The sequence below is a fragment of the Butyricicoccus pullicaecorum genome, assembly GCF_002160355.1.
GTDB lineage: Bacteria > Bacillota > Clostridia > Oscillospirales > Butyricicoccaceae > Butyricicoccus > Butyricicoccus pullicaecorum.
This window is the reverse complement of the sequence record NZ_NFKK01000001.1, coordinates 237,635-253,320: the sequence shown is the minus strand read 5'-3', so window position 1 is coordinate 253,320 and position 15,686 is coordinate 237,635. Positions and strand designations below refer to the sequence as shown.

General features: G+C 55.3%; 19 protein-coding genes, 1 tRNA gene and 1 other annotated feature. Of the genes, 4 read left to right on the top strand and 16 right to left on the bottom strand.

Annotated elements, in window-relative coordinates; translation table 11 throughout:
- Positions 1 to 15: 15 nt before the first annotated feature.
- The 3 genes from uvrB to B5F17_RS01225 are packed head-to-tail and all read right to left on the bottom strand — an operon-like array spanning position 16 to position 3,394.
- Positions 16 to 1,971 (bottom strand): excinuclease ABC subunit UvrB, encoded by a 1,956-nt coding sequence (gene uvrB, locus B5F17_RS01235; RefSeq protein WP_087369984.1) that lies wholly within the window; start codon positions 1,969 to 1,971, stop codon positions 16 to 18.
- Between the two features lie 14 nt (positions 1,972 to 1,985).
- Positions 1,986 to 2,735: a JAB domain-containing protein gene (locus B5F17_RS01230; protein ID WP_087369982.1), complete on the bottom strand. Its 750-nt coding sequence runs from the start codon at positions 2,733 to 2,735 to the stop codon at positions 1,986 to 1,988.
- 32 nt (positions 2,736 to 2,767) lie between these two features.
- Positions 2,768 to 3,394 carry a GNAT family N-acetyltransferase gene (locus B5F17_RS01225; protein ID WP_016148154.1) on the bottom strand — a complete coding sequence of 209 codons (627 nt, stop codon included), beginning with the start codon at positions 3,392 to 3,394 and terminating at the stop codon, positions 2,768 to 2,770.
- Positions 3,395 to 3,575: 181 nt separating this feature from the next.
- Between B5F17_RS01225 and B5F17_RS01220 the strand changes: the two genes are divergently transcribed.
- Positions 3,576 to 4,115, top strand: coding sequence for a DUF4364 family protein (locus B5F17_RS01220; protein ID WP_016148155.1), 540 nt, complete (start codon positions 3,576 to 3,578; stop codon positions 4,113 to 4,115).
- Positions 4,116 to 4,161: 46 nt separating this feature from the next.
- Here B5F17_RS01220 and B5F17_RS01215 read toward each other — a convergent pair whose 3' ends face one another.
- From B5F17_RS01215 to B5F17_RS01180, 8 genes are all read right to left on the bottom strand, one after another.
- On the bottom strand, positions 4,162 to 4,542 hold the full coding sequence (locus B5F17_RS01215; RefSeq protein WP_087369980.1) for a RidA family protein: 381 nt from the start codon (positions 4,540 to 4,542) through the stop codon (positions 4,162 to 4,164).
- 127 nt (positions 4,543 to 4,669) lie between these two features.
- A complete protein-coding gene (gene typA / locus B5F17_RS01210; protein ID WP_016148157.1) occupies positions 4,670 to 6,484 on the bottom strand; it encodes a translational GTPase TypA in 1,815 nt (604 codons plus the stop codon).
- A 161-nt stretch (positions 6,485 to 6,645) separates the two neighbouring features.
- Positions 6,646 to 6,719 (bottom strand) — tRNA-Gln (locus B5F17_RS01205).
- Positions 6,720 to 6,823: 104 nt separating this feature from the next.
- Positions 6,824 to 7,492: a peptidoglycan recognition protein family protein gene (locus B5F17_RS01200; protein WP_087369978.1), complete on the bottom strand. Its 669-nt coding sequence runs from the start codon at positions 7,490 to 7,492 to the stop codon at positions 6,824 to 6,826.
- Positions 7,489 to 7,668 (bottom strand): hypothetical protein, encoded by a 180-nt coding sequence (locus B5F17_RS01195; RefSeq protein WP_016148159.1) that lies wholly within the window; start codon positions 7,666 to 7,668, stop codon positions 7,489 to 7,491. Before B5F17_RS01195 ends, B5F17_RS01200 begins: the two co-directional genes overlap by 4 nt.
- Positions 7,665 to 7,904: a hypothetical protein gene (locus B5F17_RS01190; protein ID WP_087369976.1), complete on the bottom strand. Its 240-nt coding sequence runs from the start codon at positions 7,902 to 7,904 to the stop codon at positions 7,665 to 7,667. The genes B5F17_RS01195 and B5F17_RS01190 overlap by 4 nt, the downstream gene beginning before the upstream one ends.
- On the bottom strand, positions 7,904 to 8,185 hold the full coding sequence (locus tag B5F17_RS01185; RefSeq protein ID WP_087369974.1) for a hypothetical protein: 282 nt from the start codon (positions 8,183 to 8,185) through the stop codon (positions 7,904 to 7,906). The genes B5F17_RS01190 and B5F17_RS01185 overlap by 1 nt, the downstream gene beginning before the upstream one ends.
- A complete protein-coding gene (locus B5F17_RS01180) occupies positions 8,182 to 9,639 on the bottom strand; it encodes a collagen-like domain-containing protein (protein ID WP_087369972.1) in 1,458 nt (485 codons plus the stop codon). Before B5F17_RS01180 ends, B5F17_RS01185 begins: the two co-directional genes overlap by 4 nt.
- A gap of 195 nt (positions 9,640 to 9,834) precedes the next feature.
- On the opposite strand from B5F17_RS01180, the gene B5F17_RS01175 reads away from it, so the two are divergent.
- From B5F17_RS01175 to B5F17_RS01165, 3 genes are read left to right on the top strand one after another with little or no spacing between them, the layout of a single operon-like run.
- On the top strand, positions 9,835 to 10,032 hold the full coding sequence (locus tag B5F17_RS01175; RefSeq protein ID WP_087369970.1) for a helix-turn-helix transcriptional regulator: 198 nt from the start codon (positions 9,835 to 9,837) through the stop codon (positions 10,030 to 10,032).
- Between the two features lie 3 nt (positions 10,033 to 10,035).
- A complete protein-coding gene (locus B5F17_RS01170) occupies positions 10,036 to 10,488 on the top strand; it encodes a DUF2178 domain-containing protein (RefSeq protein WP_087369968.1) in 453 nt (150 codons plus the stop codon).
- A gap of 21 nt (positions 10,489 to 10,509) precedes the next feature.
- The gene (locus B5F17_RS01165; RefSeq protein WP_087369966.1) at positions 10,510 to 11,667 is read left to right on the top strand and encodes an alpha/beta fold hydrolase; all 1,158 of its coding nucleotides are present in this window, start codon (positions 10,510 to 10,512) and stop codon (positions 11,665 to 11,667) included.
- Between the two features lie 34 nt (positions 11,668 to 11,701).
- On the opposite strand, the gene B5F17_RS01160 is transcribed toward B5F17_RS01165, so the two are convergent.
- From B5F17_RS01160 to rplA, 5 genes are all read right to left on the bottom strand, one after another.
- The gene (locus B5F17_RS01160; RefSeq protein ID WP_087369964.1) at positions 11,702 to 12,865 is read right to left on the bottom strand and encodes a Gfo/Idh/MocA family protein; all 1,164 of its coding nucleotides are present in this window, start codon (positions 12,863 to 12,865) and stop codon (positions 11,702 to 11,704) included.
- A 100-nt stretch (positions 12,866 to 12,965) separates the two neighbouring features.
- Positions 12,966 to 13,628, bottom strand: coding sequence for an orotate phosphoribosyltransferase (gene pyrE / locus B5F17_RS01155; RefSeq protein ID WP_016148167.1), 663 nt, complete (start codon positions 13,626 to 13,628; stop codon positions 12,966 to 12,968).
- A gap of 164 nt (positions 13,629 to 13,792) precedes the next feature.
- Entirely contained in the window at positions 13,793 to 14,161 is a 369-nt protein-coding gene (rplL, locus tag B5F17_RS01150) for a 50S ribosomal protein L7/L12 (RefSeq protein WP_016148168.1), read from the bottom strand.
- A gap of 55 nt (positions 14,162 to 14,216) precedes the next feature.
- Entirely contained in the window at positions 14,217 to 14,771 is a 555-nt protein-coding gene (rplJ, locus tag B5F17_RS01145) for a 50S ribosomal protein L10 (RefSeq protein WP_016148169.1), read from the bottom strand.
- Positions 14,772 to 14,785: 14 nt separating this feature from the next.
- Positions 14,786 to 14,930: a sequence feature (ribosomal protein L10 leader region), on the bottom strand.
- 50 nt (positions 14,931 to 14,980) lie between these two features.
- A complete protein-coding gene (gene rplA, locus B5F17_RS01140; RefSeq protein ID WP_016148170.1) occupies positions 14,981 to 15,676 on the bottom strand; it encodes a 50S ribosomal protein L1 in 696 nt (231 codons plus the stop codon).
- Positions 15,677 to 15,686 lie beyond the last annotated feature (10 nt).

Here is a 15,686-nt window from a genome sequence, read left to right as displayed (position 1 = left end):
CTGCGCCTCCTCTCTCTATTTCCCGCTCTCGAGTGCCTTGATCTGGTCGCGCAGCTCGGCTGCCAACTCGAACTCGAGCAGCTTTGCCGCCTCCTTCATCTGGCGGGTCAGACGGGCGATCTCGGCCGTGCGCTCGGTCTTGCTCATGCGCTTTTTGCCGGGCGTCTTGCTCTCGGACGAAATCTCAATGATCTCGTGGACGTTCTTCTGGATGGTCTTGGGCACGATGCCGTGCGCCTCGTTAAACGCCATCTGCTTTTCTCTGCGGCGTGCGGTCTCGTCGATGGCGCGGCGCATAGAATTTGTGATGGTATCCGCGTACATGACGACACGACCCTCGGCATTTCGCGCCGCACGGCCAATGGTCTGGATGAGCGAGGTTTCCGAACGCAGGAAGCCCTCCTTGTCCGCGTCCAGAATGGCCACCAGCGAAACTTCGGGCAGGTCCAGGCCCTCACGCAGCAGGTTGATGCCGACCAGCACGTCGTACAGACCCAGACGCAGATCGCGAATCAGCTCCATGCGCTCGATGGTCTTGACATCGTGGTGCAGATAGCGCACGCGCACACCGGCGTTTTCCAGATAGTCGGTCAGGTCTTCGGCCATCTTTTTGGTCAGCGTCGTGACCAGAACGCGCTCCTTGCGCGCGGTGACCGCGTGAATCTCGCCCAGCAGGTCGTCAATCTGTCCCTCGACTGGGCGCACCTCAATGATGGGGTCAAGCAGACCGGTCGGCCTGATGACCTGCTCGACGATCTGACCCGAGCGCTCGCGCTCGTAGTCGCCCGGTGTTGCCGAGACGTAAATGACCTGATTGATGCGGTCGTTAAATTCCTCGAAGTTCAAAGGACGGTTGTCAAAAGCCGACGGCAGACGGAAACCGTTGTCAATCAGGCTCTTTTTGCGTGCGTAGTCGCCGTGATACATGGCGCGCACCTGCGGCAGCGTTACATGACTCTCGTCGACGATGAGCAGGAAGTCCTTGGGGAAATAGTCGATAAGGGTAAAGGGCGCCGAACCGGGTTCACGCCCAGAAATCACGCGGGAATAGTTCTCGATACCGCTGCAAAAGCCGATTTCCTGCATCATTTCGATATCATAACGGGTACGCTGGGCGATGCGCTGCGCTTCGACCAGCTTGCCATTCTCCTCGAACCACTTGACCCGCTCGTCCAGTTCACGTTCCAATTCCTCGACCGCGCGTGCCATCTTCTCTTTGGTCGTGACGTAGTGGCTTGCCGGGTAGATGGCGACATGCTGCACGTCGCGGGTGGCCGCACCGGTCAGCGGGTTGATCTCGCACAGGCGGTCGATCTCGTCTCCGAAGAACTCGACGCGGAACGCCATATTCTCCGCGTATGCCGGCCAAATCTCGACCACATCACCGCGCACACGGAAGCGGTTACGCTCGAATGCGATGTCGTTGCGCTCGTACTGAATCTCAATGAGCTTGCGCAGCAGCTCATCGCGGTCGCGCGTCATGCCCGGGCGCAGAGAAATGACCATGTTCTTGTAATCGATCGGGTCACCGAGCGAGTAGATACACGAGACCGAGGCCACGATGATGACGTCTTCCCGCTCGAACAGGGCACTCGTCGCCGAGTGGCGCAGGCGGTCGATCTCCTCGTTGATGGCTGAATCCTTCTCGATATAGGTATCAGTCGAGGCAATATAGGCCTCAGGCTGGTAGTAATCGTAGTAAGAAACGAAAAATTCCACCGCATTATGCGGGAAAAACTCGCGCAGCTCGGAACAAAGCTGCGCTGCAAGGGTCTTATTGTGAGCAAGCACCAACGTCGGGCGCTGGGTGCGCTCGATGATGTTTGCCATGGTGAAGGTCTTACCCGAACCGGTAACGCCGAGCAGCGTCTGCTCGGTCAAACCGTTTTCCACACCGGCAGACAGGGCTGCAACCGCCGTGGGCTGATCGCCCGCCATCTGGTACGGGCTGACTACCTGAAATTTTGGCATAGGGGATGTTCCTCCTAGTATTTTGCAAAAAATCCGCACTCGGACAGGGAGACAAAATCGTGTTCTCCGAAAATCAGGTGCTCGATCAGATCGATGCCGACACCACGCAGCAAGGCCCAAAGCTGTTCGGTCGTGCGGATATCGGCCTGTGACGGACGCGCCGGACCGCGTGGATGATTGTGCGCGAGCACAACGCTGTCGGCCTTATGGCGCATGGCCAGTTCGTTGATGGCCTGCACACTGACTTCGCTTGCGCTGACCGCACCGTGACACAGCAAATCACAGCTGATGGGACGGCGTGCCGCATCCAGACAAAGTAAAACCGCGATCTCCTGCCGCAGTCCCTTGAACTGCGGACGCAGGTAATCGGCCATGCGCTCGACCGTATCCAGCTGCGCACGGGAGTTTTGCTGAATGGTGCGACTGCGGTCGCAGCGGCGCTCATGTGCACCCAGGGTATACAGATAGAGTGCAACCTGATCGCCCACACCATCCACCTTTTTGAGTTCCTCGATCGATGCCTCAAACACGCGATGATAGCCGCCAAAGGTGCGAATCAGACGATGCGCCAAAGGGTTTACGTCGCGTCTGGGCACGGCATAGTACAGCAAGACTTCGAGCGCCTCATGCGGCTGCAAACTGTCAAAGCCCTGCTGTACCAGACGCTCACGCATGCGCGTACGGTGGTCAGTGTGCACGGGCACATCTTTCTTCTTTTCCTGTTTTGTGCTTTTCTTCGGTTTCTCCGCCGATGACTTGGGCATCGCGGTCTCACCTCCTGCCTGTTACGCCTGCATTACGCGCCGTGTACGCGGACGGTCTCGTCTAAGCGCACCGTTTTCGCTTGTGCCTCCAGCACGGCTTTGGTCTGCGCTTCGTCCCGAATCTCCGGGAAAGGCACGGTCGGCACCGGTGCCATCTCATGCGGACGCAGGCTCTTGGCCATCCAGAGCACATCGCGCCACTGTCCAAACTTGTACATGCTGTTCTGATATGCACCCGAGATGGTAAATCCCATCGCGGTATGGAACTTGATGCTGCGCTCATTGGGCGAAGTGATACCGACAAAGATATTGTAATAGCCCTGACGGACGAGCAGCGAAAAGAGCGCGCGATAGAGTGCTGCCGCGACACCCTGACGGTGAAAATCAGGGGCAACATAGATCGAAGTCTCGACCGACCACTGATACCCTGCACGGGAGCGATGGGGCGAGGCGTAGCCATACCCAGCGATCCGTCCATCGATCCGGCAGACCAGCCAGGGCAGGGTCTTGGTATAGGTTTCGATGCGTCGGCAGAATTCCTCATGAGAAGGTGCTTCATACTCGCTGGAAACCGTGGTATTGGTCACATACGGGCCATAAATTGCAAGCATTTCGTCAGCGTCTGCCAGTGTGGCAGGCTGAATGGTGACTTGGGACATATCGTTTTCTTCCCCTTTGCGCGCAGATGCGCTAGATGTTCTTTTTCACCCTATATCATAGCACAAACGAACGTCTGTTTGCAACCGTTTTTTCCCCGTCTCTTTTTGTCATTCTGCCCGTTCCCCTGTCCGATAAAACGTGGTATACTGTATTTGACTATGAGCGCAAGGAGGACACGCCATGGCCCGCTATGGTTTTATCAAAACAAAAGAGGACGTCAAGTTCCTTATTCTATATTCGATGTGTTATCTGCCCGATCCCGCAACTTTCGAGATCATGCTCGACGTATGCACCTGGTGTGATGACGGCTTTACCTGGTTTGACTTCAAAGAGGCGTTCGATGAGCTGGTTGCGACCGGTCACATCACAGTCGCCGATCCCTGTGCCGACACCACCTACCAGATCAGCGAAAAAGGCCGGGAAGCGCTGGCAGCGTTCGAGAACCGCCTTCCCTACACCGTCCGCGAGGCAGCACAGCGTTCTGCGCTGCGTGTCGTACGGCAGGCGCACCGCGATGCGGTCATCTCGACCCACAGCGAAGCCGTGCAGGAAAACGATTATCTGGTGCGCATGGGCATCGACGAGGTATTTGCACTGGAAATGCACGCAGCAAACGCCGAACAGGCATCCCTGCTGGAAAAGACCTTCCGCGCACACGCCGAGGAGATCTATCAGACGCTGCTGCACGCCATGACCCGCGACTACGAAACCAAAGAATAAACAGAAAAGACCACCCTTTCGGGTGGTCTTTTTGTATTGCGCGATTTTACTTGACTGCGACGCACTCAACTTCCAGCTTTGCGCCCATCGGCAGCGCTGCAACCTGAAAGCAGGAACGAGCCGGTGCACCTTCGGGGAAGTACTTGCCGTAAACCTCGTTGAATGCTGCGAAATCAGCCAGATCAGCCAGGAAGCAGGTGGTCTTGACGATGCGATCCATGCCGACACCGCCCTCAGCCAGAACAGCCTTCAGGTTCTGCATAACCTGCTCAGCCTGCTCCTCAATGGTGGTACCCTCGATCTTGCCGGTCTTGGGGTTCAGCGGAATCTGACCAGAAGTAAAGATAAACTGCTCGGTCTCGATGGCCTGAGAGTAGGGGCCGATCGCAGCCGGTGCGTGCGCAGACGAAATAACATTCTTTTTCATAATGAACAAGTTCCTTTCCTGGACCATTTGACTGGCAAATGGTCGGATTTATTTGCTCTTATGATGATACCGGAAATGTGCTCATTTTTCAAGCTTAATCTGCGCACAATTTAACCAAAATTTATCCTCAGCTATGCAGCTTTTTCATACGCAGCTGATTCGAAAGGATCTTTTTGCGGATGCGGAGGTTGTTCGGGGTAACTTCGAGCAGCTCGTCCTCGCCCAGGAACTCCAGTGCGGCCTCGATGGACATCTGGCGCGGCGGAATCAGACGCAGTGCGTCATCCGAACCGGATGCACGGGTGTTGGTCAGCTGCTTCTTCTTGCAGACGTTGACCGAAATGTCCTCGCTCTTGGGAGTGCAGCCGATAACCATGCCCTCGTAAACCGGGGTGCCGGCACCGATGAACAGCGTACCACGCTCCTGTGCGTTGTACAGACCGTAGGTAATTGCCTCACCGGTCTCGAATGCGATCAGGCTGCCCATGCTGCGCTTCTGAATCTCGCCCTTGTACGGCTGGTAGGAGTGGAATACCGAAGACAGAACGCCCTCGCCCTTGGTATCGGTCAGGAACTCGTTGCGGTAGCCGAACAGGCCGCGTGCGGGAACGAGGAACTCAACGCGCATGCGGTCGCCCTGCGGATTCATGGTGACCAGCTCACCCTTACGTGCGCCCATCTTCTCCATGACAGAGCCCAGTGCATCCTGCGGAACGTCTGCAACCATGCGCTCGATCGGCTCGCACTTGACGCCGTCAATCTCCTTCATCAGCGCCTTGGGTGCGCCGACCTGGAACTCGTAGCCTTCGCGGCGCAGATTCTCGATCAGAATGGACAGGTGCATCTCACCACGGCCGGAAACGCGGAATGCATCGGTGGTCTCGGTCTCGCTGACGCGCAGCGAAACGTCCTTCAGCAGCTCGCGGAACAGACGCTCACGCAGATGGCGCGAGGTGACGAACTTACCGTCCTTGCCTGCAAACGGGCTGTCGTTGACCATAAAGTACATCTCAACGGTCGGCTCGGAAATCTTAACGAAGGGCAGCGCTTCCACGCAGTCCTGTGCACACAGGGTCTCACCGATGGTGATGTTTTCAATACCAGAGAAGCAAACAATGTCGCCCGCGGTGCAGGTATCAACCGGCTTACGTGCCAGACCCTCGATGGTGTACAGCGAAACGATACGGCCGTTATAGGGCTTGACGCGCTCGTGGTAGTCAGTTACGGTAACCGGCTGGTTTACCTTGATGCTGCCGCGCTCGATACGGCCGATACCGATACGGCCAACGTACTCGTTGTAGTCGATGGACGATACCAGCATCTGCATCGGGCCTTCGGTGTCTACTTCGGGTGCCGGGATGTGCTCGAGAATCTGGTCAAACAGCGGAACCAGATCGGTGCCCGGTACGGTCGGGGACATGGAAGCCGTGCCGTCACGACCCGAGCAGTAAATGATCGGGCTGTCCAGCTGCTCGTCGTTTGCGTCCAGGTTGAGCAGCAGCTCGAGAACCTCATCGCCAACCTCGTTCAGACGTGCATCCGGACGGTCGATCTTGTTGATGACAATGATGATCTTGTGACCGAACTCGAGTGCCTTCTGTAGCACGAAACGGGTCTGGGGCATGGGGCCTTCTGCCGCGTCGACCAGCAGAATAACGCCGTCTACCATCTTCAGGATACGCTCGACCTCACCAGAGAAGTCAGCATGGCCCGGGGTATCGACAATATTGATCTTGGTGTCCTTATAATGTACCGAAGTGTTCTTTGCCAGAATGGTGATGCCGCGCTCGCGCTCGATGGCGTTGGAGTCCATGACGCGCTCCTCTACGACCTGATTCTCGCGGAAGGTGCCCGCCTGCTTGAGCATCTGATCGACCAGGGTGGTCTTACCGTGGTCAACGTGTGCGATGATGGCAATATTTCTTAAATCGTTTCTAACCATAATGCCTCCTGAAGATAGGAACAATCAAAAATTTTTCAACAGCTACTATTATATCCACTCTGCGGCCAGATTTCCAGCCTTGAAATGGTCAAAATTTGTAAGTATGTGCGACTTTTTTTGGTGGAAAATAGAAAGACCACTGATTTCTCAGTGGTCTTTAGTGGCAGCCGGACAAGGATTCGAACCCAGACAAACAGAGTCAGAGTCTGTCGTGCTACCATTACACAATCCGGCTGTACAGGTTGTCTGCCGTAGCTGACGATGATTATTATACCGAGTACAGCCGGAAAAGTCAAGCATAAATTTCAAAATCCTGCAAAATTTTTATACCGCAGTTTTTCAGGCCTCGTACAGGCCAGCGCGGTCGCCCACGACCAGCACCTTGAGGGTGTCCTCGCTCAGGTTGAGCACGCCGTCCCCCTCGCCTTTGAGGTATCCTTTGTCCATCAGTTTCTTGACGGTCGGCTGTGCCCAATCGGGCATGTCGTCATAGTACTTATAGCGCATATCGTCTTCCTCCTCTTGTTCGGTTTGGGTCAGTTTGGCACGAAATGCCGTCCACAATGCCGGGTCATCGACCATCGGCCCCGGGCAGTGCTTGCCGGTCACGTCATAATGACGCAGTACACGTTCGACCGGGATGTCGTACTTGGCCATGAGCGCACGCACGAGCAGCACGGCACGGTCAATGCTCGCCTGACGCACCTTGCCCTGCTTGTCGTTCATGCAGATTTCCACACCCAGCGCGTTGCTGTTGCGACACTCAGGATGCCGGTAGCTCTTGGCGCCACAGTGCCAGGCTACGCAGGCTTCGGGTACGCTCGACCAGGTTTCCTTTTCATCGACGAAAAAATGCGCGCTCGCGCCCACATTTTCCCGCGCGAAGTAATCAACATTATTCTTGGCCGTATCGCCCCGGTTGGATGTGTAATGTACGACAATATACCGGGTTGCAGCGCGTGTACCGCCGTAATTGACACGATTGCATTGCTTTGTCTGAATGGTCACTTATCGTTGTCATCCTTTCTGGTGAAATAATAGGTTACGATCGCCGTCACGATGGATGCGACATATTCAGACGGCATATCCACATTCCGGCGAATGGCCTGAATGCACACAACCGCAATCAGCGCAAATGTGACAAGCGACTTCACATCCAGCAGTCTCATCAGTCTCTCTTTCACATCGTTCCCTCCTTTCGTTCAGCTTTTTGTTCCAGATCGGCAATCCTGTGGTTTGCAACCCGAATCTGCTCTTCCACCACAGGCATACGCCGTGCAAAATTGTTGTGTTCACGTACTTCGCGTTCCAGCTGTTCCAGACGGAAGTTGGTCAGACGCTGGGAGACCAAAATGCCTCCCAGTGTGCCCACCAGCGTACCGATCAGGCTGAGCAGACTGACTAGAATATTCTGTTCCATCAAATCATCTTCTCCCGAAAACGGTCGCCATCCTGTACGCCGCGATAGAACACATAGTCGCCAGACTCCAGCGCGGCCCAGTTGATATACTCTGCCGTCTCCGCATTGGTCTGCTCAACATCATAAGCTGTGTTAAAAACCGCGACCATGTCAAGCGGCGGAAAGCCCTGATAGATCGGTACCGACTGCGTTTGACCGAACGTGTCCTCCAGCGTGCACGTGCCGACCACGGTCTGTGCCCCGCTTCCGCCGCCGCCGGATAAAATCGGATTCAAGATCATAACGTCTGCACCTCCACCTGATAATTGAGATCGCTGGACGGTTTTTCCAGATAGGCCGTAAACGTCAGGGTATCCGCTCCCTGTGCGGTTGCCAGTACCCGACAATCGGCTACCGCTGCAATCTGGTCGGCATCCGCCCAGTTGGGACATGCGGTGAGGATGGTCTTGGACGTATCCGCCGTTGCACCCGCACAGGCAACCGTCTGGGTGTACGGTGCCTGCTCGCCAGTCCACCCCGATGCGGGAAGGCTGACCGAAACCAGCGTCGGACGGCTCAGTTTATTTCCTACCGCTGCAAGTGCTGTGTTAAATGCCTGCTCGGTGTCCGAAAAACCGGCCGACTGTGCCGCCTGATAAGCGCTCACACCGTCTTTTCCGGTCGCCCCCGGGTCTCCCGGGTCGCCTTTATCGCCCTTGGCACCCGGCTCTCCCGGATCACCCTTTTCTCCCTGTGCACCGGGATCACCTTTATCACCTTTGGCGCCCTGTTCACCCGGATCGCCTTTTTCGCCCTGTGGTCCCTGCGGACCGGTTGGACCGGGATCGCCCTGTGGGCCTTTGAGCTGTCCGAGATCCTGCCACGAGGCAAATTCATCCGACCAGTTATAGATGGTGTTGTTTTCGGCTGTGCCCACCGCATAGGCTTCACCGGCTGTACCGGTTGGGTGCGCTTGCAGCAAGGTTTCGAGGGTATCGTATCGCGCACGGATAGTGAACGAAGCACCGTCTGCACCATCCTTACCGTTGGTACCGTTGATGCCGTCCTTGCCATCCCGACCATCTGCACCCGGTTCACCCGGATCACCTTTGTCACCTTTCTCGCCTTTTTCTCCCTTCTCACCCGGCGCACCATCCGCACCCTGCGGGCCTTGTGCCTGCACGCCGCTGTCTTTGTAGACACCGGAAACACCATCGAACACCCACCAGGTTCCATTCTGAATCTTGGGCGGATTGACCGCTACCTGCTGTGCCAGCGTTGCGGCCTGCTCGGCCTGTCCCGCAGATGCGGCAGCCTGATCTGCTGACGCACCGGCCTGCGTCGCGGCATTCTGCGCGGTTGCGGCATGTGCGGTCAGCGTCTGTTCCATCTGCGCGAACTCGTCGGGCTTGAGCGGCTCAAACTCATCCAGCGCATTGATGCTGGGGCCGATGTCCAGATAAAAAATATTGCTTCTGCACTCCCGTTCTCCGTCCAGACCGCGTACCTGCGCGCGGCACAGTCCGCTGACTGCCAAATGCGCGCGTGTCAGTTCGACCGAGAGCACGTCTTCCTGTTTTTCCAGCGCAAGCACATTTGCCTTGCCCTCTTGGTTGCACAAATCCAGCTTATACTGCCAGTTTCCCGGCACGTCGACCAAAATCTTAAGCGTACGCGACAGATTTTCGCCCTGATAACCGATCCGTGCATCCTGCGGGTTCTGCATCTGCACCTGCCAATTCTTCATTGTGATCATTGCATTCCTCCATTTCTAAACGACCGTTTACTCCATGATATGCACATTCCACCGGCCTTTCCACCCGGCGTATGTCATATTGACATGTCCATTTCTTTTTTTTGCCGCTTTTTTGTAAAGCACCCTTGACATTTATGTAAAGCACGCTATACTATAAGTAAAGCAAGCTTTACTTTGAAAGGAGGACTGTCCCCCGTGAAAAACCGCATTCAAGAACTGCGAGCGCTGCGGCGCATCACCCAGCAGGAACTGGCCGACGCGGTATCGGTCACCCGTCAGACCATTATTTCCCTGGAAAACGGGCGCTACAATGCATCGCTCCTGCTCGCGCACAAGATTGCACGATATTTTGATACCACCATTGAAGATATTTTTTTATTCGAGGAGGAATGATCTATGAAGACTCTGACATACGCTGCACGCAAGCGTTTTACCATGTATTTTGGTCTGATCGAAAGCCTTGTCGCTTTGTGCATCCTGATTGCCGGCATCATCTGCCGCAATGCTGCAAATATCCTGCAAAATTCCGATACCTTCAGCGCCTTTATCGGCATTTCCGTCGGTATGTTCGGCGCAGGTCTGGCAACCTTCCTGCGCACCCGCAGCCTGCTGCACGATGAAAAACGCCTCAAGGCCAGCGAAGTGTGTGAAATGGACGAGCGCAACCAGTACATTGCCGGACAGTCGGCACGGCTGGCGTTCTGGACGACCATGGTTCTGACCTACATCACCGCCTTTTTCGCACTGTTTTTCAGCACCGCCTTGTACTTTTTCCTGTGCTTCCAGATTTTGGTGATGATAGTGATCTATCTGGTCTTCGCTCGAATCATCGGTAGAAAATTTTGCTGAGTTGCAAGGAGGTCATATCTGATGTTTGCCGCACTCTCTCTTCTGGCAGCCGGTCTGCTCGCACTATCCCCAAGCGCTTATCTGCCGCCAGTCACGCAAGCCTCACCCGCTGCCACGGGCACAGTCGAAGCCCTCACCATTCCCTCTTTTGACGCATATCCGCTTGAAGGCCGACTATATCTTCCGTCCGACCAGTCGCCGCGTGCTCTGGTCATCTATGTCAACGGCTCCGGCCCCAACACCAACCAAAATACCCGCCAACTTTCAGCCGATACGACATTCTCCTACTTTGATCTGGTCGCAAGCGGCTTCAACGAAGTCGGCGCTGCCTTTTTCAGTTACAGTACCCGCGGCGTGACTGCCAGTGACACACCGCCCTTTTATCATACGATTGACCCGCAAGCATACCAGACTTATCTTCCCGAACATTCCGTGCAGGACGTCGCCGCGATCGTCCGTACGCTGCGCACAGACTCCCGTCTGCATGACTGTCCGATTTATCTGCTCGGCTGGTCGGAAGGTACCATGATCGCCCCCAAGGTTGCTCAGCTCGTCCCGGTCGATGGTCTGTTGCTGGCCGGATATGTCAACGGCACCATGCAGCAGGTACTCGACTGGCAGCAAACCGGTGGCAGCAGCATGGTAACTTACTGCCTGTATTTTGATGCCGACGGTGACGGAAGGGTCTCGCAAGCCGAGTATGAAAACGATCGGTACGGCGTGCGTCCTGCGTTGGGACTGGAGCAGGTTGCATTCCCAGAACTAGATGCAGACGGAGACGGCCAGCTGACCGCCTCGGACTTTGCCGCCCTGCTCGCACCTTCGCGGCAGGCGCTCTATGATGCCATCGCCCGCAGCGACGACGCATGGCTCACAGAAAACTACCCGGTTCGTCTGACAAGTGCCTGGTTCCAGGCCCACGCACACTTTACACCCAATCGAGATATGCTGACCGAGTTAGACCTTCCCATCGTCATTTTTCAGGGGCAAGCGGATGCCAACGTTCCCGTACAGGATACACTAGACATACAGGCACAGTTTGTTGCGTTGGGAAAGGATAATCTGACCGTCCACCTCTATCCCAATGCCGACCATGATCTCAACTTTGCGTCTTACCTTTCGACTGGTGTCTGGCCGCAGGCATGGTGTGATCTATTTGCCGCAGTTGCGCCAAAATAGTATAAAAAAACCGCCCTTTCGGGCGGTTTTCTATTTACTTCTGAAGGAAATCGGCGGGCAGCGCGTCCGGACGATTGCAAGTGGTGGTCATGCGCACCCACTTTTCTTCCTGTGCAGCATTGACCAGACCTTCCAGCACTTCCAGCACATGCAGCGCCATCTGACCGTTGGCACGCGCCTGGCGGCCTTCCTGAATGGCCAGCACCTGATCGACCAGACCGATACCGCGGCTGTTGCGGTCATGGCCGGTTTCATTGAACGGACGGTCGCACGGAACGGTCTCAAACGGGATATCGTTCACGCCTTCCGGACGCGGCATCTTGCCCCAACGGAAATCCTGCTTGCGGCGCAGCCAGAGGTCGCCGCCGAAGATATTCGGACCGCCGTTGGAATCGGGTTCTGCCATGATGAACACACCGTCGGTGCCGTACAGCTCCATACGCGGACGAATGGAATCCCACACGTCAAAGCTAAAGGTTGCGGTGACGATCGCACCCGATGCAAAGCGCATGACACCGGTGACATGGGTGTCGATCTCGACCGGTACGGTCTTGTCCATGAGCGGCAGGTAGCGCGTCTCGGTCGAGCGTCCGGACATTGCCGTGACCGCTTCCACCGGGCCGAGCAGCGATACCAGTGCGGTCAGGTAGTACGGGCCCATGTCCAGAGTCGGGCCGCCGCCCGGACGATAGTAGAACGCAACATTAGGATGCACAAATTCCCAGCCATGACACAGCATGGACACCTCGCCGCCGGTAATCCGTCCGATGGTTCCTGCGTCAATCTGCTCGCGCATGGTCTGGAGGCGGCTGCCGAAGAAGGTATCGGGTGCACAGCACACCGTCAGCCCCTTTTCTGCTGCCAAATCCATGATCTGCTTGCCCTCGGCGAAGGTTGCCGCGAGCGGTTTTTCGGTGTAAACGTGCTTGCCTGCGCGCAGGGCTGCCAGATTGTACTTGGCATGCACTTCGGGAACGGTCAGATTGAGCACAACCTCGACTTCCGGGTCGGCCAGCAGCGCATCGACCGATTCATAAACATGGTCAATGCCCAGTTCCTGCGCACGCTTGACCGTTTTCTCGTAGTCGCGTGCAGCGCATCCCACGATCTCAACGATCTTGGGGTACTGTTTCAGGTTATCGACATATTTGTTACTGATATCGCCGACACCGATCAATGCAACTTTCATTTTTTTCATACAGCCGTTTCCTTTCTTTTACACGGGGATCCTGTTATATATAAAACGGTGATTGACACAAAAAAGTCAGGTAAAAACCTGACTTTTTGTTTGTTCCGGTTTAGAATACGCAGTACTGCGCCATATAGGACTCCATCAGCGGCAGGATCTCCTCGTAGGTGCCCTGCTCCTTGAGGTACTCGTAGATATCCTGAACGGTAATCAGCGCGTGTACCTTGATGCCGAACTCCTCGCCAACTTCCATAACAGCGGTCTTGCCGGGGGTCTGGCCAACTTCGCAGCGGTTTACCGAGATGAACATATCGGTTACCTTGACATCAGCGCAGCCCTGCAGTACGGGCATGGTCTCACGGATTGCGGTACCAGCGGTGATAACGTCCTCGATGATGATGATGCGGTCGCCGTCCTTGGGCTTGTAGCCGACGATGTTGCCGCCCTCGCCGTGATCCTTGGCTTCCTTACGGTTGAAGAAGAAGGGCTTATCGATGCCGTAGTTGCGAGCCAGTGCACCGGAAACCGAGGTTGCCAGCGGGATGCCCTTGTAAGCGGGACCGAACATTGCGTCGAAGTCCTCGCCAACGGTCTCCTTGACCAGAGCCGCATAGAACTCGCCGAGCTTGGAGTTCTGCAGGCCGGTCTTGTAGTTACCGGTGTTGACGAAATACGGGGTATTTCGACCGCTCTTGGTTACAAAATTGCCGAAGCGCAGCACATCTGCTGCCATCATAAATTCGATAAATTCCTTTTTTGCCGGAGTCAGCATAATAAAATCTCCCTTTCCTGTTTCTTTGCTATTATTTTATCATATCCGGCATAGCGGGGCAAGAGTCAATCCCCTGCCTGACCGATGAAATGCGAAAAATGCGGGATGAGAGATAAAAAAAGAGACAGGCATAAAGCCTGTCTCTTGAAGGACACAAGTATAGATTACTTCAGGGTAACCTTTGCGCCAGCCTCTTCCAGCTGAGCCTTGATGGACTCTGCATCTTCCTTAGAAGCAGCTTCCTTGATGATTGCCGGAGCGCCGTCAACCTTCTCCTTAGCCTCCTTCAGGCCCAGGCCGGTGATAGCACGAACAACCTTGATAACGTTGATCTTGGAAGAACCAGCGTCGGTCAGCTCAACGTCGAACTCGGTCTTCTCTTCAGCAGCCGGAGCAGCAGCGCCGCCAGCAGCACCTGCAACAGCAACGGGCATAGCGGATACGCCGAACTCTTCCTCCAGAGCCTTAACCAGCTCAGCCAGCTCCAGGACCTTCAGGCCCTTTACAGCTTCCATAATCTCTGCAACAGTCATGGTATAAACCTCCAATTACAAATTTAAGTTAGAAAAAATTGAAATTTATGCTGAATTACTCAGCAGCAGCCTCTTCCTTGGGTGCAACCAGGGTAGAAACCAGAGCTTCGCCATCCTCGGTCTTCTTAGCGATATTGTCAAGCGCAATAACCAGCTGAGTGATCGGGAAATTGAAGCCATACAGAACCTGAGCGATGAGGCCTTCCTTGGACGGCATCTCTGCCAGCTTCATGACCTCGGCAACCGGGATTGCCTCGCCTTCCAGGTAACCAGCCTTAATCTTGAAGTTGTCATGCTTCTTAGCATACTCGTTCAGAATCTTAGCGGGTGCAACGACATCGTCGGTGGTGCTGATCGCCAGAGCGGTCGTACCATTCAGGTGCTCCTCAAAAGCGTCGAAGCCCAGCTCCTTTGCAGCGAAACGGAGCATGGTATTCTTTACAACAGCGTACTCAACGCCGGCAGCGCGCAGCTCGCGGCGCAGCTTGGTATCGTCCTCAACGGTGATACCCTTGTAATCGACCAGAACGCCAGCGGGGCTGTTCTTGATCTTCTCGACCAGAGAAGCGACCAGAGCCTTCTTTTCTTCCAGAACCTTTGCGTTAGGCATCTTGTTTCACCTCCATCAAAAATAAAGTACCCTCTTGTGCAAAGACACAAGAGGGTACACAAAACATCAATCTGTTCGTGCTGACCTCGGCGGGCGGCGACGGAACGCCTTTCAAGCCTTGCGGCTGCCTGCTGTCTTTGACCAAGCTATTAAATTATAGCATGGAAAACATGCCTTGTCAACACGTTTTTTAAGTTTCGAGTAAAAATTTACTCAGAAACCTTAGCCGCGTTGATCTTAACGCCGGGGCCCATGGTGGACGCAACGACGCAGGAGCGGACGTACTGACCCTTTGCAGCAGCCGGCTTAGCCTTGATGATAGCGCCCATCAGTGCGTTGAAGTTGTCCTGCAGCTTCTCAACACCGAAGGAAGCCTTGCCGATCGGGCAGTGGATAATGTTGGTCTTGTCCAGACGGTACTCGATCTTACCAGCCTTAGACTCCTTAACAGCCTTAGCAACGTCCATCGAAACGGTACCAGCCTTCGGGTTCGGCATCAGACCCTTGGGGCCCAGGACCTTACCCAGACGGCCAACAACGCCCATCATGTCAGGGGTTGCGATGACAACGTCGTAATCGAAGAAGTTCTCGTTCTGGATCTTAGCAACCATATCCTCAGCGCCAACGTACTCTGCACCAGCAGCAACAGCCTCGTCAGCCTTGGGGCCCTTTGCGAATACCAGGACGCGAACATCCTTACCAGTACCGTGCGGCAGAACGATCGCGCCGCGAACCTGCTGGTCAGCGTGACGGGAGTCAACGCCCAGCTTTACATGCAGCTCAACGGTCTCGTCGAACTTAGCCTTAGCGGTAGAAACAACGGTTGCAAGCGCCTCAGCGGGATCGTACAGCTTGGTACGGTCTACCAGCTTTGCGCTCTCTACATACTTTTTACCTTTGCGCACAATAATATCC

What these genes read in the sequence shown, in the direction of transcription:
- uvrB (WP_087369984.1), bottom strand. Translation starts at nt 1,971, where the DNA reads ATGCCAAAATTTCAGGTAGTCAGCCCGTACCAGATGGCGGGCGATCAG.
- B5F17_RS01230 (WP_087369982.1), bottom strand. Translation starts at nt 2,735, where the DNA reads ATGCCCAAGTCATCGGCGGAGAAACCGAAGAAAAGCACAAAACAGGAA.
- B5F17_RS01225 (WP_016148154.1), bottom strand. Translation starts at nt 3,394, where the DNA reads ATGTCCCAAGTCACCATTCAGCCTGCCACACTGGCAGACGCTGACGAA.
- B5F17_RS01220 (WP_016148155.1), top strand. Translation starts at nt 3,576, where the DNA reads ATGGCCCGCTATGGTTTTATCAAAACAAAAGAGGACGTCAAGTTCCTT.
- B5F17_RS01215 (WP_087369980.1), bottom strand. Translation starts at nt 4,542, where the DNA reads ATGAAAAAGAATGTTATTTCGTCTGCGCACGCACCGGCTGCGATCGGC.
- typA (WP_016148157.1), bottom strand. Translation starts at nt 6,484, where the DNA reads ATGGTTAGAAACGATTTAAGAAATATTGCCATCATCGCACACGTTGAC.
- B5F17_RS01190 (WP_087369976.1), bottom strand. Translation starts at nt 7,904, where the DNA reads ATGGAACAGAATATTCTAGTCAGTCTGCTCAGCCTGATCGGTACGCTG.
- B5F17_RS01185 (WP_087369974.1), bottom strand. Translation starts at nt 8,185, where the DNA reads ATGATCTTGAATCCGATTTTATCCGGCGGCGGCGGAAGCGGGGCACAG.
- B5F17_RS01180 (WP_087369972.1), bottom strand. Translation starts at nt 9,639, where the DNA reads ATGATCACAATGAAGAATTGGCAGGTGCAGATGCAGAACCCGCAGGAT.
- B5F17_RS01170 (WP_087369968.1), top strand. Translation starts at nt 10,036, where the DNA reads ATGAAGACTCTGACATACGCTGCACGCAAGCGTTTTACCATGTATTTT.
- B5F17_RS01165 (WP_087369966.1), top strand. Translation starts at nt 10,510, where the DNA reads ATGTTTGCCGCACTCTCTCTTCTGGCAGCCGGTCTGCTCGCACTATCC.
- B5F17_RS01160 (WP_087369964.1), bottom strand. Translation starts at nt 12,865, where the DNA reads ATGAAAAAAATGAAAGTTGCATTGATCGGTGTCGGCGATATCAGTAAC.
- pyrE (WP_016148167.1), bottom strand. Translation starts at nt 13,628, where the DNA reads ATGCTGACTCCGGCAAAAAAGGAATTTATCGAATTTATGATGGCAGCA.
- rplL (WP_016148168.1), bottom strand. Translation starts at nt 14,161, where the DNA reads ATGACTGTTGCAGAGATTATGGAAGCTGTAAAGGGCCTGAAGGTCCTG.
- rplJ (WP_016148169.1), bottom strand. Translation starts at nt 14,771, where the DNA reads ATGCCTAACGCAAAGGTTCTGGAAGAAAAGAAGGCTCTGGTCGCTTCT.